The following is a 14,821-nucleotide window of genomic DNA, read 5'->3' as shown; positions in this document are numbered from 1 at the left end:
TTATGTTCACGTACAGAGTACAGTATCTCCGACGAACAGAAGATCCATTTTTTATGACAGCTATAACAATATGATCTACCAGTAAAAAAATAGTCGTCATATCAGGTGTTATCAATGAAATGTTTAATATTCAATAATACACCCGCTCACGTCCATCTGTACAAGCATGCGGCCAATCACCTCGAGGAGCAAGGCCACGAGGTTCTCGTGTTCGCCAGAAGCGACGAGTTCACCGAAACCCTCCTCTCTTACTACGGCCTGCCCTACGAAACCTATGGCGATCGCAGCGAGTCGCTTCACTCCCTGGCGTGGGAGCTACCCTCGCATCTCTACAGAATCGCTCGTCGAGCCCGGCAGTTCGATCCCGACGTCATTTTCGGGAAAGGACCGTATGCAGCGGCTGCGGGTCTCTTCTCGCAGACGCCTGCGATCGCCGTGCTGGATTCGGAGCCTTCGCTCGACCACCGTATCGCTCGACCGTTCGTTCGGGCGATTCTCACGCCGAACGCCTTTCGGAAAGACCTCGGCGATAAACACTACCGGTTCGACGGCGTCACGGAATCCGCGTATCTTCACCCGGACATATTCGAACCCGATCCGTCAGTTCGCGACGCACTCGGTGTCGATCAGGACGAGCCGTACGTCATCGTCCGGTTTAACGCGTTTAACGGCCATCACGACGTCGGGAGAAAGGGCTTCTCGCTCGAGGAGCGTCGTCAACTCCTCTCGACGCTGTCGGAGTATGCCACCGTCTTCGTCTCCGACGAAGGCGGAAAGCTATCACTCGACGAAACGGCGGCACGGTCGTTCGATCTCCACCCCGCAAGAATGCACGACGCGCTGGCGGAGGCCAAGTTGCTGGTTGCGGATACGCAGACGATGGTAACGGAAGCCGCGTTACTTGGCACGCCCGCGATTCGGTCGAACTCGTTCGTCGGTGAGTCGGATATGGGGAACTTCCTGGAGCTCGAAGAACAGGGGCTCATCAAGAATCTGCGAACGTTCGACGAGGTGCTCGAACAATCCCAAACGCTCCTCGCGGACGATTCGACCGCTGAAACGTGGGAACAGCGTCGCAACGCGTACGTCGAGGATATGGATAACCTGACGGAACTGCTCTGTAACATCGCCGTCTCCTGCGGTGGAACACAGACGAAACCAGTCGCCGGTGCCGCCACGGAGGTGCGCTGATGCGGGTCTGTTCCATCGTCGGCGCTCGACCGCAGTTCATCAAGGCTGCGGTCGTTTCGCGGGAGCTCAGATCGGTCGGGGAAGAGATTCTGATCCACACCGGCCAACACTACGACGAGGAACTGTCGGACGTCTTCTTCGAGGAACTCGGCATTCCCGAACCCGACCACAATCTCGGCGTCAAATCGGACACTCACGGCCGCCAGACGGCGAAGATGATCGCGGCGATCGAACCCATCGTCGAGGACACCGACCCGGACGTGCTGTTGCTCTACGGCGACACGAACTCGACGCTGGCAGGGGCAATCGTCGGCTCGAAGTGTGACGTCTGCGTCGCACACGTCGAGGCGGGTCTCCGGAGTTACAACCGCGAGATGCCGGAAGAGATCAACCGCGTGCTGACGGATCACGCGTCGGATCTCTGTTTCGCCCCGAGCGAGCGCGCGGTCGAAACCCTCGCAGGCGAGGGGATCACGGACGGCGTTTACTGGACCGGCGACGTGATGTACGACAACATTCTGGCGGTCCGAGAGCGGGTCGCAACGCAGTCAACGGTCCTCGAGGATCTTGGGATTTCCGCGGACGAGTTCATCCTCGCCACCGTCCACCGACAGAGCAACACCGATCAGCGAGCGAACCTCGAGGCGATTCTCGACGGACTTTCGAGCGCATCGCTTCCGGTGGTGTTCCCCGCTCATCCACGAACCGTTGCCAAACTCGAGGAGTACGGACTCTGGGAGCGGGCGGCCGACGACCTCGAGATCATCGAGCCGCAGGGATATCTCGACTTCGTTCGGCTACTCGATACCGCCGAACGCGTCGTCACGGATTCCGGCGGCGTGCAAAAGGAGGCGTTCTTCCTCGAGACGCCCTGTGTTACGCTTCGGGAGGAGACCGAGTGGACGGAGACCGTCGACTGCGGCTGGAACGAACTCGTCGGCCCGAACACCGATCGCATTCGGAACGCTCTACAGACCGATCAGGAGCCGAATTCTAACCCCTATCCCTACGGAGATGGCTCAGCCGGCCAACGGATCGTCAGCATACTCCACCAACAGTTCGACGCGACCACTCCGGAACCGGAACTCGAGTCGCTGACGCCCAACTAACCCACAGCCGCCCGTACAACGATCCGGATCGGATTCGTTCGGTGGCCGGTTCTCTCGACACGAACGGACGGAAGCGGGGTGAAGCGTTGAAACTAAGTCCCGAACGACACGCGTTCGTTCATGCCACTCTTTCCCGAAACAATAGAGACGGACCGTCTCGACTTGGAACAGCTATGCCACGAAAACGTCGACGCACTCGAGTACTACCACCATTGTTCACACCACCAAGACTCGATCGCCGAAGTGACGCGATATCTACCCTGGGACGCTCACGAGACGGTAACAGAAACGAAAGAGTACATCGACTCACTCGAAGAACAGTGGGAAGCGGGAACCAGAGCCGAATACGTAATTCGACCGAAGGAAGGCGAGGACGGGGGCGGCAAGATTGCTGGGTCGGGAGGACTCATCGTCGATTAGGAGACGATGACCGGGAAACCCGCGATCTGGCTACGGAAACAGTTCTGTGGCCGAGGATACTCCGCGGAGCGCGCACGCGATGGTCGACTCGCATTCGAGCGACTCTCGCTCGATCTCGTCGCGGTACCCGTAGAAGACGGGAACGAGAAATCACGGCGCGCCGTCGAAACGTACGTCGAAACGAACGGCGGCCAATACGACGGGATCATTCGGAACTCGACAGTTCGTCTCGGTGGAGACGTCGTCGATCATCACCGGTATACGATATCCAGAGAGCAGTACCAGGGAGGACAGTAGCTGGTATAGTCGTCCAACACGGATCGCGGTACATCGTCAGTGAAGCACGAACCTGTCGCGCCGGCTGTAGACGTCACCACGGCGAAAGCTAGCTATCAATGCCCGTCTGTGGAGCGATTGGCGGCGTTTCCGGATCTCGGAGCATCCATTCCGCGAGTCCATCCGTCCGGAGTGCCGGATCCGCCGTATGTCCGACACCCGTGAACTCGGTGTACTTGGGCTCGAGGCCGGCATCTTGCATGGCCCGGATCTTCTCTCGCGTGCCTCTCACGGGGACTATCGGGTCGTCTTCGCCGTGGAACGCCCACACGCGGACATCATCGAGTTCTGCGGCGCGTTCTGGGACGCCACCGCCCGACATTGGCGTTGCGGCCTCGAACCGGTCCGGGAACCGCGAAATGAGATCCCACGTGCCGTACCCACCCATCGAATAGCCAGCCACATGTTGCCGGTCCGGGTCAATCGGATAGGTCTCGATGAGATCATCGAGCAATTCGACTACCGTCGCCATCGGGTCCGTCATCTCTCGAAGCGGGCGAGCTCCTTCATTCCAACCAGTGACGTCGACCCACGACTTCCCGTCGGGACACTGTGGCGAGACGACGAACGTCGGCTGGAACGATTGAACTCGGCTATCAGAGTAGATCAGCGCGTTGTTATAGACCTGGATTTTGTTGTTGGTTCCGCGCTTCCCGGCTCCATGGAGAGTAAGTACGAGCGGGAACTGCCGGCCATCTCGATAGTCGTCGGGCTTGAATAGTCGGTAGGGAAGTATCGCGGTTTCGCCCGCTATCCCGCTCGCTTCGAAGCCGTGGACCTCATCGCTTGCGGCGGCCGCCGAATAAAAACTCCCGAGACTTGTTAGAGAAATTCCTGTAACTGCTGCACTGGCTCCAAGAAACCGGCGGCGTGAGATGTGATCGTTCATAGCGTACTGTCACGTTCTTTAGGTCTATTCTCACCGTAACCGATACGTCCGTCGTTAGTTAATCTTTCCGATAGTACGACTTCCACAGGATACCCCTTCATATCCACCCCTTCCTCGAGTGAGAGATCGGAACAGAATAGTTACCCGACTACACCAACGGTACGACAACCACGACCCCGTACACGTTAGTAAAGTACCGGTCAGTTAGCGCGTGTCGAACGAGTCGATCACGTCGGTCATCGAATGCGTCTCGACGACATCTTGCTCATCGAAATCTGTGTCGTCGCTCCAAATGTTCGCGCCACCGGCGAGCGCACACGCGACGTACAGCACGTCGTCGGGATCGGTCTCACCGATCGCTGCTTCGGCCTCCTCGATGTGTGGGTAGAACTCCTCGGCGGGAACGGTCTCGATATACTGGAACAGAAGGTCGACGAACTGCAAGACCCGTTCCGGATTCATACCGGATTTCTCGACGATCAAACCGGTGTAGTTCTCGATTTCGTCGTGGACGAACTCGGGTGTCAGGAGCTCCGGTTCGAGCGTAACGATGAGTTCGCGGGTTTTCGAGTCGGCGATGAGCGCGGAGATGACGACGTTAGCGTCGACGACCAACTTCATCGTCTGGACTACTCCAACTTCTCTTCGACGCGGTCGTGTGCGCTCTCGTTGATCTTGTTGGCGATCTCCGTGACGTCGCTTTCAGTGAGTTGGCTTCCAGACGTGAGTTCGTCCATCACGTCGAGCGTCTCGATCTTCTCCTGGATAGCCTGGCGGGTGACCTCGCTCCAGTTGATCTCCGGATGTTGCTCCATTCGGTCTTTGAGGTCGTCATCGACATTAACGGTGATACTGGGCATACAGAAAACTATGTACACACAGAATCTTGTGTCTTTGGATGGGGGCACAGCAGCAAGAACTGACCACTAAAGTAACAACTGAAACGCTGCTCATCGGCTCCGACCGAAGACAACGAATCACTCAGAACGAATTGTAGAGTACTACTTCGGGGGTAGAAGGCCTAATACGTGTGCTTTAGGGCATATCTGCTCTCGAGCAGATCGACCGTGTTCAGGTAGATGGAACCCATGGTACAAGTCACGGAACAGATTTATCGTGGGTAATAGTGGGTAACACTTATTCAGCAATAGCTCCAAGTCGACAACATGACGAAAGTCGATGCTCGGGACCTACAGACCAACGAGACCGATGACCGAGGTCGAATCTATCTCGGAACGGAGTACGCGAACAAGCGTGTGACCGTCGCCGTCGTCGACGTGGAATCCGACCACCCTGACGAGGACGAACTCGCCGCTGCGTACCGCGAGGCTTCAGAGGGCGCAGAGGAACTGGCCGAAGAATGGAACGGAGTGTCGGATGAGGTATGGGACGGACTGAATGAATGAGCGAGGAATCGGAAGTTCGGCGCGGAGACGTCGTTGTCGTCCGACTGGACCCCGCCAAGGGCCACGAAATGAAGAAGACACGACCAGCGGTGGTCTTACAGAACGATATCGGAAACGAAAATTCTAGTACGACCATCGTCGCGCCCGCAACGGGAACATATCGAGGCTATCCCTTCGAGGTACTCGTTGAAGCGGCGGAGTCGCCGTTCGAGAAGGATTCGTCCGTTCGTCTCGACCAAGTTCGTGTCGTGTCCATCGAAAAGCGGATTCACTCGGTAGTCGGAAGTCTCGACGCCGAGACGATGGAGGCGGTGGACGAAGCGTTGAAACTGAGTCTCGGACTAGACTGATTCGTGCATACTGTTTCCAGAGAAATCGGGCGCTTCCGACCGGATGTCGAAACTGGCGACGAACCGACTGAACGGCAACCAGAAGATTTCCAGTGGCCGATCACCGGAGACGATGCCTGAAAACGCTGATTTCGACTACCGGTTCTCCCTTTGTTCCACCTTGTTCAGTTCGATCAACAGCCGAAAGATCGCTTTTACGAGATTGTCGTCGACGTCGAACTGTTTTGCGTTGGCTCCGGCCCGGTCCATGACCTGTTGCTCCTGTTTCTCGTCGGTTGTCGGCAGCCCCTGCTCGTCTTTGACCTGTGCGATCGTGTCCGCGACGTAGGTTCGCTGGGCGATCAGTTCGACGATCTCGCGATCGATCGTCTGGATCTCCTCGCGCAGTTCGTCGAGGCTCATCTCGTCCGGTGTTCGGTTCTCCTCGCCGCCGTCCGTGGCTGTGTCGGCTTCTCGAGTCATGCTAGTTCTGTTCCGTCCGTTCGCGTCCGCAGTAATCGTGTCGTTCCGTCGCGTTCGTCCCACCGGTCTCGAACCGTCTCGAGCGTCGATTGATCGCCGACGGCGACGTAACTCGGTCCCGTCCCCGACAGGGAGACGCCGGCGGCGTCGGGCAACGCGTCGATCATCGGACCGGTCGAGAACTCGAGGGCACCGCAGAACGCGAAGCCGTTGACGGTCATGGCCTCGCCGTAGCGGCCGTCCAGTGCCAGCTCAGCGACGAGGTCGGCCATGGGGGCGATCCGCTCGCAAGCGGAGACGTCGGCGTCGGCGCTGAACGACTGCTCGGGCGGGGTGTAGACGAGCGCGTGCCAATCGATTTCCTCGCGGGCAAGCAGTTCATCGGTCGCGTTATCCGTCACCGTCACACCGCCGAGCATGCTCGCGCTGGCGTCGTCGAACGCACCCGTAACCGTCACGCCCGCGTCGCGAGCGGCTCGCACACCCAGTCGGCAGGCGTCGATCCGATCAACTGCGTCGGCGATCTCGAGCGCGTCGAGCGTTGCGAGCACGGTCGCGTTCGCGGCGGCGCTCGAACTCTTCAGCCCCGAAGCCATCGGAACCTCGCTCTCCGTTCGGACTCGAGCACCGACGGTCGACTCGTTCAGCCCAGCGGGTGAAGCGTGTTCGGCGATCGTCAGTGTAGCACAGCGCTCGACGAGCGTCGTATCGGCGTCGGGCTGGCCGACAATCTCGGCGTCGACGCGTCCGTCACTGGTGAGTTCGACGGTGGCTGTCGTCTCGAGGTCGATCGCGAAGGCAGAGCCGGTTCCGGTCGCGAGCGCGTTGAGAACCGTACCGGCTGCCGGGGCGACGGCGCGGCCGTCCATACGATCACTCTCTCAGACAGTATATTTACGGCTGACGGTCTCGACAAACCCGTTTGACCAGTTACGATCGATCGGTCAGTCGTCACGTTCGCCGGCGAACGGCCCACCGACAGCAACTGGCGTCGGAACCGACCGCTTTTCCCGGATCCGCCCGAATGCCCGCTCAATGAGCGCGCGCAACAACGTCGCACCGAGCACGATCGGCGTCGACCTCATCGACGGCGGCGTCGTCGTCGAGTACCTCGACGGTCGGGACGTCTTCTATCACGGCCCGCCGAAACCCGTCGAGGGCGCGATTACGACGCCACCGGGAAAGGAGGTCCACGTCCTCGTCACCGACCCCGACGGGGTCGAGGGCGTCATGACGTACGTCAACGACCGCAACACACACGACGACATCCTTGAGTCGACCGGCGTCGGTCGCGTCATGCTCGAGGGCGACGACGAGGAGATACTGTTCCCGGGCGTAACCGTCACGACGGAAGCGTACTCGATTCGCGTCGACGCCGACCTCTCGCTGATCGACGGTCGACTGTTCGTCTTCGCCGAAGACGAGATGAGCGAACACGCCTACGAACTCGTCGAGGAGGACGACGGCACGGACGACGAGAACGATACCGGCGACATCGGCGGGGAGTAGCCGTGCCGCTACAGAAGCCGTGGCGGGACCTCGATCGGAAGACGGTCGCTACCGCACCGGATCGTCCGGGCGTCTACGAACTCGGCGGCACAACGGGAGACGTGCACACGGTCGACCACGGAGTCCTTCGCGACGACCTCAAAACGGCGCTGGCCTACGGCGACGGCGACCGGGTTCGCTGGACGGAGACGCACACCCTCGAGCAGGCCCGCGAACTCGCCGCGGACCACCGCGAGCGACTCGAGTGACGACCGGCCGACCGACTACCGCCGTTCTACTGGATGTAAGACGGGTCGGTGTCGTCACACCGTTTTTCGTGTTCCGCCGCGTCCGATTTCTCGTCGAAGAGTAGCCCGCAGGTCTCACACTCCCACCACGTGGCGTCGTCTCGCTCAGTCTGGACGACCATACTCTACTGTCATCACGAACGACAAAAGGCGTTTCTCCGGCCCCGTCCGGGTTCGGTCATTGATCGCGACCGTACTCACCGCGGGTACCGCGGACACCGCGAGGAGGAACCGACGTTCGAGGACAATTCTCAAGACGGCGGGCGCGAAAGGAACGGGTATGAGTCAGTCGGATTCGGACGGCGTCTCGCTGACGGTTCGCGCCGCCGAAAAGCGGGACGCAGGGCGGGGTGTCGCACGGATCCCGGAGTTGGCACGTCGCCAGCTCGGCGTTTTAAGCGGCGACACCGTCGTTATCGAGGGCAAAAAGACGACCGTCGCGAAGATGTGGCCGGCGGATCCGTCGGTCCCGGAGAACGTTATCCAGATCGACGGAGACACGCGCGCAAACGCCGGCGTCCACGTCGGCGATACGGTCGCCGTCGGAACGAAAGACACGTCGACGATCGCCGAGGCGAAGCGAGTGACGCTCGCACCGCCACCGACGTTCGCCGATAGCCAGCAGGGGACGGGCGAGCGCGAGGCGGCCAAGACGCTCCGAAATCGGCCGGTACGGGCCGGCGAGCAGATACGGATAGAAGGCCTCGATCAGGAGCCGTTCAAAGTCACCGATACCGACCCCGCAGGCGACGTCCGAATCACGAGTACGACCACGATACGGATCGTCGGAAACGGCGCGGAGACGGGACGTGTCAGCACCTCGAGCGCCGGCCGAGACGGGAGCGCGTCCCGCGACGGCGACGACGCGAACGACGTAGCGGACGCACGGGCGTCCGCCAGCGCTGATGTCGAACCCACCTCCGGCGTCACCTACGAGGACATCGGCGGGTTGGACGAGGAACTCGAGCTGGTTCGGGAGATGATCGAACTCCCGCTCTCGGAACCCGAACTGTTCCAGCGACTCGGGGTCGATCCGCCGTCCGGCGTCTTGCTGTATGGACCGCCGGGGACCGGCAAGACGCTGATCGCGCGCGCGGTGGCGAACGAGGTCGACGCCCACTTCGAGACGATCTCCGGCCCCGAAATCATGTCGAAGTACAAGGGCGAGTCCGAAGAGCGACTGCGCGAAGTGTTCGAAACGGCGGAAGCGAACGCGCCGACGATCATCTTCTTCGACGAGATCGATTCCATCGCCGGCACCCGCGACGACGAGGGCGACGCCGAAAACCGAATCGTCGGCCAGCTACTGACGCTGATGGACGGCCTGGACGCCCGCGGCGAGGTGATCGTCATCGGCGCGACCAACCGCGTCGATACGATCGATCCCGCACTCCGTCGCGGCGGTCGGTTCGATCGCGAGATCCAGATCGGCGTTCCCGACGCGGAGGGGCGCAAGGAAATCCTCGAGGTCCACACCCGCGGGATGCCGCTCGACGACGACGTCAGCGTCGACGCGATCGCCCGACGAACGCACGGGTTCGTCGGTGCGGATCTCGACGCGGTGGCGAGCGAGGCCGCGATGGCCGCGATCCGCGGTCGACCGACCGAAGCCGACGATCGGTCGGAGTGGAACCGAAATCCCACCGTCACGAAGTCCCACTTCGATAGTGCGCTCGCGACCATCGAACCGTCGGCGATGCGCGAGTACGTCGCCGAGTCGCCGAACACGGACTTTTCGAACGTCGGCGGCCTCGAGGACGCAAAACAGATCCTCCGGGAGTCGGTCGAGTGGCCGCTGACCTACGATCGGCTCTTCGAAGAGACGAACACCAGCCCGCCCTCCGGCGTTCTGTTGTACGGTCCGCCGGGAACCGGAAAGACCCTGCTCGCCCGAGCGCTCGCGGGCGAGACCGACGTCAACTTCGTCCGCGTCGACGGCCCCGAGATCGTCGATCGCTACGTCGGCGAGAGCGAGAAGGCGATTCGGGAGGTGTTCGAACGCGCCCGACAGTCCGCGCCGTCGATCGTCTTCTTCGACGAAATTGACGCGATCACGGCCGCTCGAGGGGAGGGCCACGAGGTCACCGAACGCGTCGTCTCACAGCTTCTGACGGAGTTAGATGGGATGCGCGAGAATCCGAATCTGGTGGTGCTCGCCGCGACGAATCGCAAGGACCAGATCGATCCCGCGTTGCTCCGGCCCGGTCGGCTGGACACGCACGTGCTCGTCGGCGAACCCGATCAGGAGGCCCGCGAGAAGATCCTCGAGGTCCACACGCGCGGGAAACCACTGGACGACGATATCGACGTGGCGGAACTGGCCGCCGAACTCGAGGGCTACACGGGCGCGGATCTCGAGGCCCTCGTTCGGACGGCCTCGATGAAGGCGATTCGAGAGGTGGCCGACGAGTACGATCCCGACGAGGCGAACGAGAAGGCGGACGAGGTCGTGATCGAGCGACGGCATCTCGAAGCGGCGCGGGAGAACGGGATGCCGACGCGGTGAGAGCGGTTCGAGGAAGGCTCGCGCCCACCGCTGTTTCGTGTGTTCTTCCCGCCTGGCACACACCACTGCTACATGTCGAGTCGAACGAAATCGGTTTACCCGCACCGCCGCTACGCCCGGGCAGTGACCGACGAACCCTCCTCGAACGCAACTGGTGACGAGCTACGGGAGCAGCCGAACGACGACGCTGCGGACGAACAGCGCGAGGAGTTGACGATCGCGGACTTCCACGATGCCTCGCAAGAGGCGGGCCGACCGGTCCTCACCGCCGCGGCCGTCGCTCGAGCGCTCGACCTCCCCCACGAAACGGCCACCGAGGCGCTCGAGAACCTCGCAGATCGGGGCGCTGTCCGGCGACTCTCCGTCGACACCGACCCCGTCGTCTGGTACCCCAGCGAACTCGAGGATCTGACCGACCGGGAGCGCGTGATCGTCTTTCCGAAGCGTCGCGAGATTATCGTCGACCGGCCGGACCAGTTTACCCGCGCACAGCTCTCTCAGTTCGCCTACCACGCGGACGGCAACGGCGAGCAGGGCTATCGCTACGTCGTCAGGCCAGAGGATATCTGGCAGGCACCCCACGACTCCTTCGAGGACCTCGCCCGGACGATGCGCCAGGCGCTGGGACAGCGCTCCGAACCGCTCGAGGACTGGGTCGAAAGCCAGTGGGATCGCGCCCACCAGTTCCGGCTGGCGACCCACGAGGACGGCTACACCGTACTCGAGGGCCAGAGCCCGGAGATCATGGGCAATGTCGCCCGCCAGAAACTCGACGAGGAACACGTTCACGCCCCCATCTCCGAGACCGAAGACTGGGTCCGGGAGGGGTCAGAGGCCGCGATCAAGCGAATTCTCTACGAGGCGGGCTACCCGGTGCAGGACCACCGCGACCTCGAGTCCGGCGAGGAGCTACCGATCGACCTCGAGGTTCGGCTGCGGGACTACCAGCAGACGTGGGTCGATCGTTTCGCGGAGGCCGGGGAGGGCGTGTTCGTCGGCCCGCCGGGAAGCGGAAAAACCGTCGCCGCGCTGGGTGCGATGGCCCACGTCGGCGGGGAAACCCTCGTGCTCGTCCCGAGCCGGGATCTGGCCCGACAGTGGGCCGAGACGATCGTGGAGTACACCTCGCTCGAGCCGGAACAGATCGGACAGTACCACGGCGGCCGAAAGGAGGTCCGTCCGGTGACGATCGCCACCTACCAGATCGCCGGAATGGATCGCCACCGGTCGCTGTTCGACGACCGGCAGTGGGGGCTCGTGATCTTCGACGAGTGCCAGCACGTTCCCTCGGACGTGTACCGGCGGAGTACGCACCTCCAGTCCAAACACCGACTCGGGCTCTCGGCCAGCCCGATCCGGGAGGACGACCGCCAGACCGAGATCTTTACCCTCGTCGGCCCGCCGATCGGCACCGACTGGGAGGCGCTATTCGAGGCCGGCTTCGTCGCCGAACCGGAACTCGAGATCCGCTACGTGCCGTGGGGTGACGAGGAGCAGCGAAACGCCTACGGCTCGGCCGACGGCAGGGGGCGGTACCGAATCGCGGCGAAAAACCGGGGCAAGATCGACGACGTACGGTACCTGCTCTCGGCCCACCCCGACTCGAAAGCGCTCGTCTTCGTCGACTATCTGGAACAGGGCCGGGAGCTCGCAGCCGCCCTCGACGTGCCCTTCCTCAGCGGCGAGACGCCCCACCACGAGCGCCGGCGGCTGCTCGAGGAGTTCCGGCGGAACGAACGCGACCTGTTGGTCATCTCCCGCGTCGGCGACGAGGGAATCGACCTGCCGACGGCCGATCTCGCGATCATCGCCTCCGGTCTCGGCGGCTCTCGGCGACAGGGAACCCAGCGAGCCGGTCGGACGATGCGTCCGGCGGGCGGTGCGCTGGTGTACGTACTCGCCACGTACGGGACTCGCGAGGAGGACTTCGCCCGCAAACAGCTCCAGCACCTCGGCCGAAAGGGAATGACGATTCGGGAACAGACGGTCGAAACGGGAGACAGCGCCGAATTCGCTGATAGCACGGAAACAGCTACCGGCGGTGAAGCTGCAGACACCGCGGACTCCACCGACAAGTAGGAGTAGCTGGGTCGGCTCGAGGTGCTCGCAATCCCGTTGGACGAGACCGCGATTCGGTCTCCGCGTCAGTCGTCGCGAGCCTCGAGAACTTCGTCGATCAGCCCGCCCGTATCCGACGCGGCGAGTCGAAACGCCGCGTCGTAGAACTCCCGGCCGGTCAGATCGCGGACGTCGTGTTCCGTTCGCAACTGGGCGTCGACTAACGCGCGCGCGTCCTCGAGTTCGTCGAGCGTCTCGGAGCGGACGTACACCGTCTTCTTCTCCGCGGCATCGAACGGAAACGCGGTCGGATCGTCGGGTTCGCTCGGTTCGGAGTCGGAGTCCGCCCCGTTCGACCCGTCCGCCGCGGTATCGCCGCTCTCGGAATCAGGAGCGACACTGGACTCGTCGAACTCGTGTTCCGCCGGGTCCGATCGGACGCTCGAGTCGTCGTCGGCCGTCGGCTCGCTCTCCGATTTGTCCGCGGATCCACCATCGTCGTCGACGGCCTCGCTCAATCCCGCAAACCGGTTGTCCTCAGGCATCGGCGACACCTCCGCGTTCGACGATCGCGGCCAGCTCGTCCAATCGATCGAGCATATCGCTCTCCGGATCGTACGCCGCGAGCGGGACGCCCTCGCGCCACGCCCGGCGGAAGGCGATACGTTCGCGCAGCCCCGGACCCGGCGAGTCCGGATCGTCGAAGTGAACCGAGCGAGCGAACTGCGGGAGGAACTCGCCGAACTGGGACTCCTCGAGATCGCCGATAATTCGCTTCTCCTCGTTGTCTCCGGCGAGCGAGTTGGGGACGATCGCCATGATATCGAGGTCGATCTCCTTGCGAATCGGGCCGATCTGTTGGGTGTACATGCGTTCGAACCCGCTCACGCTGGGTTCGCTCATCCGCAGCGGGACGATGACGTTCTGCGTCGAAATGAGCGAGGCGTCCGCGAGCGGCCCGAGGTTCGGCGGCGAGTCGACGACGACGTAGTCGTACTCCTCGCCGAGTACGGGATCGACGATCTCGTTTCTGATCCACAGTTCGCCGAAGGTCGCGCTCCGGATGCTGTTTTCGACGCTGTCTAGGTCCTCGTGGGCCGGGAGTACGTCGAAGGAGTCCGTCGAACGGATCACGTCCTCGAGTGCGGTCCCGGAACCGTCCTCGAGGACGTCACCGATGTGGCGGTCGCTGCTGTAGGCGTCGCTCAGCCCGACGCCTTCGGTGGCGTTGCCCTGCTGGTCTAAATCGACGAGCAAGACGTCGTTCGATCGGTTGGCGAGTCGTTCGGCGAGATTGATCGCGAGCGTCGTTTTGCCGACGCCGCCCTTCTGGAGGGCGACGCTGACGGCGCGTGGGGTTTGTGTCGTCATTCGTGGGTACACCTCGGTCGCCGCGTCTGCCCTCGAAGCGGGAGAACCCGTTCGAACCTCGAGCACCGCCCTCGAGCGGGAACCAATCTACACAGTGTAGACGGTGTGAGAATTGTACACCGTTTGGAATGCACGGACGGTGACGGAGTCGCCCGGGCGAGCGTGCAACAGCCGGCGGTGGTAGCCTTCGACCGGATCGCCATCCAGCGAAGTTCGGACAGTTCAGAACATCTACAACGTTCGAACAGTGTACACTGTGCAAACCGTTCTCGCGATCGGACTGCGAGTCGCACACCCGACTGTCCGAACGGTCTGGGACGTGCCGGCGGTGTGCAGCGTGTACACGGTGTGGACATTGTACGAGGTTCGACCGTGAGTCGACTCGATCGGACGCGGCGAGCGACACGTCTATCATCCAAGTAACGTGACTTAACAGTAGCGGAAACCGTCTACACAGTGTAGACAGTGTAGAAGGTTCTGGCGTAGTCGAAGCCCGAACGGTGTAGACAGCGTGAGCTGAAAATCCGCATTTCAACCGCCAGAAGTCACGGAGGGCTATTTTAGCGAAATATCGGGGGAGAACAGCTAACAGTGAAAATTGAGAACCGTCTAGACAGTGTGAGATGTGTACACGGTGTAGAAAGTAAAAGCCGTTTACAAATCGAGAACCGTGTCGGGCTCGCATACGGGCGAACGAAACGCGGCGGCGGCGTTCGACTGGGGGTCACCGCGGTCGATGACACCGGAGAGTGGGGCACCTTCTACACATCGCGTACCGTTCACACCTTGTAAACTGTGTGGAAGGTGCGTTAGTCGACTGCTCGAGCGTCGAACGTCCGATCGGCACGGAGACGGCCTACAGAACACAGTTCGCACAGTGAGGGCGTTTTAGGATGTCTAAACCGTGTACACTGTTTAAACAGTTCG

The 14,821-nt window shown here is 61.9% G+C and carries 18 protein-coding genes; 10 read left to right on the top strand and 8 right to left on the bottom strand.

All coding sequences use genetic code 11. The features are described 5' to 3' along the window. Positions 1-114: 114 nt before the first annotated feature. The 4 genes from DWB23_RS22295 to DWB23_RS23640 all read left to right on the top strand — a co-directional run bounded on the left by DWB23_RS22295 (position 115) and on the right by DWB23_RS23640 (position 3,017). Entirely contained in the window at positions 115-1,191 is a 1,077-nt protein-coding gene (locus tag DWB23_RS22295; RefSeq protein WP_121744975.1) for a DUF354 domain-containing protein, read from the top strand. After that, positions 1,191-2,300, top strand: a complete 1,110-nt coding sequence (gene wecB, locus DWB23_RS22290; protein WP_121744974.1) for a non-hydrolyzing UDP-N-acetylglucosamine 2-epimerase — start codon at positions 1,191-1,193, stop codon at positions 2,298-2,300. Before DWB23_RS22295 ends, wecB begins: the two co-directional genes overlap by 1 nt. 120 nt (positions 2,301-2,420) lie before the next feature. Then, positions 2,421-2,720 (top strand): GNAT family N-acetyltransferase, encoded by a 300-nt coding sequence (locus DWB23_RS23645; protein WP_238717556.1) that lies wholly within the window; start codon positions 2,421-2,423, stop codon positions 2,718-2,720. A gap of 6 nt (positions 2,721-2,726) precedes the next feature. Next, entirely contained in the window at positions 2,727-3,017 is a 291-nt protein-coding gene (locus DWB23_RS23640) for a GNAT family N-acetyltransferase (RefSeq protein WP_238717555.1), read from the top strand. A gap of 88 nt (positions 3,018-3,105) precedes the next feature. On the opposite strand, the gene DWB23_RS22280 is transcribed toward DWB23_RS23640, so the two are convergent. The 3 genes from DWB23_RS22280 to DWB23_RS22270 all read right to left on the bottom strand — a co-directional run bounded on the left by DWB23_RS22280 (position 3,106) and on the right by DWB23_RS22270 (position 4,805). Then, positions 3,106-3,945 (bottom strand): carboxylesterase family protein, encoded by an 840-nt coding sequence (locus tag DWB23_RS22280; protein ID WP_121744973.1) that lies wholly within the window; start codon positions 3,943-3,945, stop codon positions 3,106-3,108. Between the two features lie 204 nt (positions 3,946-4,149). After that, positions 4,150-4,566, bottom strand: a complete 417-nt coding sequence (locus DWB23_RS22275; protein ID WP_121744972.1) for a PIN domain-containing protein — start codon at positions 4,564-4,566, stop codon at positions 4,150-4,152. A gap of 8 nt (positions 4,567-4,574) precedes the next feature. After that, positions 4,575-4,805: a hypothetical protein gene (locus DWB23_RS22270; RefSeq protein ID WP_121744971.1), complete on the bottom strand. Its 231-nt coding sequence runs from the start codon at positions 4,803-4,805 to the stop codon at positions 4,575-4,577. A gap of 306 nt (positions 4,806-5,111) precedes the next feature. Here DWB23_RS22270 and DWB23_RS22265 point away from each other — a divergent pair, with 306 nt between their 5' ends. Then, positions 5,112-5,351, top strand: a complete 240-nt coding sequence (locus DWB23_RS22265; protein ID WP_121744970.1) for a hypothetical protein — start codon at positions 5,112-5,114, stop codon at positions 5,349-5,351. Further along, positions 5,348-5,701 (top strand): type II toxin-antitoxin system PemK/MazF family toxin, encoded by a 354-nt coding sequence (locus tag DWB23_RS22260; RefSeq protein WP_121744969.1) that lies wholly within the window; start codon positions 5,348-5,350, stop codon positions 5,699-5,701. The genes DWB23_RS22265 and DWB23_RS22260 overlap by 4 nt, the downstream gene beginning before the upstream one ends. 135 nt (positions 5,702-5,836) lie before the next feature. On the opposite strand, the gene DWB23_RS22255 is transcribed toward DWB23_RS22260, so the two are convergent. Together DWB23_RS22255 and DWB23_RS22250 are read right to left on the bottom strand one after the other, a co-directional pair. Beyond that, the gene (locus tag DWB23_RS22255) at positions 5,837-6,163 is read right to left on the bottom strand and encodes a chorismate mutase (RefSeq protein WP_121744968.1); all 327 of its coding nucleotides are present in this window, start codon (positions 6,161-6,163) and stop codon (positions 5,837-5,839) included. After that, the gene (locus DWB23_RS22250; protein WP_121744967.1) at positions 6,160-7,032 is read right to left on the bottom strand and encodes a shikimate kinase; all 873 of its coding nucleotides are present in this window, start codon (positions 7,030-7,032) and stop codon (positions 6,160-6,162) included. The genes DWB23_RS22255 and DWB23_RS22250 overlap by 4 nt, the downstream gene beginning before the upstream one ends. 166 nt (positions 7,033-7,198) lie before the next feature. On the opposite strand from DWB23_RS22250, the gene DWB23_RS22245 reads away from it, so the two are divergent. After that, entirely contained in the window at positions 7,199-7,672 is a 474-nt protein-coding gene (locus tag DWB23_RS22245) for a DUF5796 family protein (RefSeq protein ID WP_121744966.1), read from the top strand. 2 nt (positions 7,673-7,674) lie between these two features. Then, positions 7,675-7,920, top strand: a complete 246-nt coding sequence (locus tag DWB23_RS22240) for a DUF7508 domain-containing protein (protein WP_121744965.1) — start codon at positions 7,675-7,677, stop codon at positions 7,918-7,920. 26 nt (positions 7,921-7,946) lie between these two features. Here the strand turns inward: DWB23_RS22240 and DWB23_RS23810 are convergent, their stop codons facing one another. Next, positions 7,947-8,081: a DUF7128 family protein gene (locus tag DWB23_RS23810; protein ID WP_275086335.1), complete on the bottom strand. Its 135-nt coding sequence runs from the start codon at positions 8,079-8,081 to the stop codon at positions 7,947-7,949. 158 nt (positions 8,082-8,239) lie between these two features. Between DWB23_RS23810 and DWB23_RS22235 the strand changes: the two genes are divergently transcribed. Continuing rightward, a complete protein-coding gene (locus DWB23_RS22235) occupies positions 8,240-10,465 on the top strand; it encodes an AAA family ATPase (protein WP_121744964.1) in 2,226 nt (741 codons plus the stop codon). Between the two features lie 123 nt (positions 10,466-10,588). Continuing rightward, on the top strand, positions 10,589-12,544 hold the full coding sequence (locus DWB23_RS22230) for a DEAD/DEAH box helicase family protein (RefSeq protein WP_121744963.1): 1,956 nt from the start codon (positions 10,589-10,591) through the stop codon (positions 12,542-12,544). Positions 12,545-12,609: 65 nt separating this feature from the next. Here DWB23_RS22230 and DWB23_RS22225 read toward each other — a convergent pair whose 3' ends face one another. Together DWB23_RS22225 and DWB23_RS22220 are read right to left on the bottom strand one after the other, a co-directional pair. Then, positions 12,610-13,068 (bottom strand): hypothetical protein, encoded by a 459-nt coding sequence (locus DWB23_RS22225; protein ID WP_121745048.1) that lies wholly within the window; start codon positions 13,066-13,068, stop codon positions 12,610-12,612. Continuing rightward, a complete protein-coding gene (locus DWB23_RS22220; RefSeq protein WP_121745047.1) occupies positions 13,061-13,894 on the bottom strand; it encodes a ParA family protein in 834 nt (277 codons plus the stop codon). Before DWB23_RS22220 ends, DWB23_RS22225 begins: the two co-directional genes overlap by 8 nt. Between the last annotated feature and the right edge of the window lie 927 nt (positions 13,895-14,821).

This window comes from Natronorubrum halophilum, assembly GCF_003670115.1.
In the GTDB taxonomy this organism is placed as follows: domain Archaea; phylum Halobacteriota; class Halobacteria; order Halobacteriales; family Natrialbaceae; genus Natronorubrum; species Natronorubrum halophilum.
Note: the sequence above shows the minus strand (reverse complement) of the source record. Positions and strands in the feature narration are given on the sequence as shown.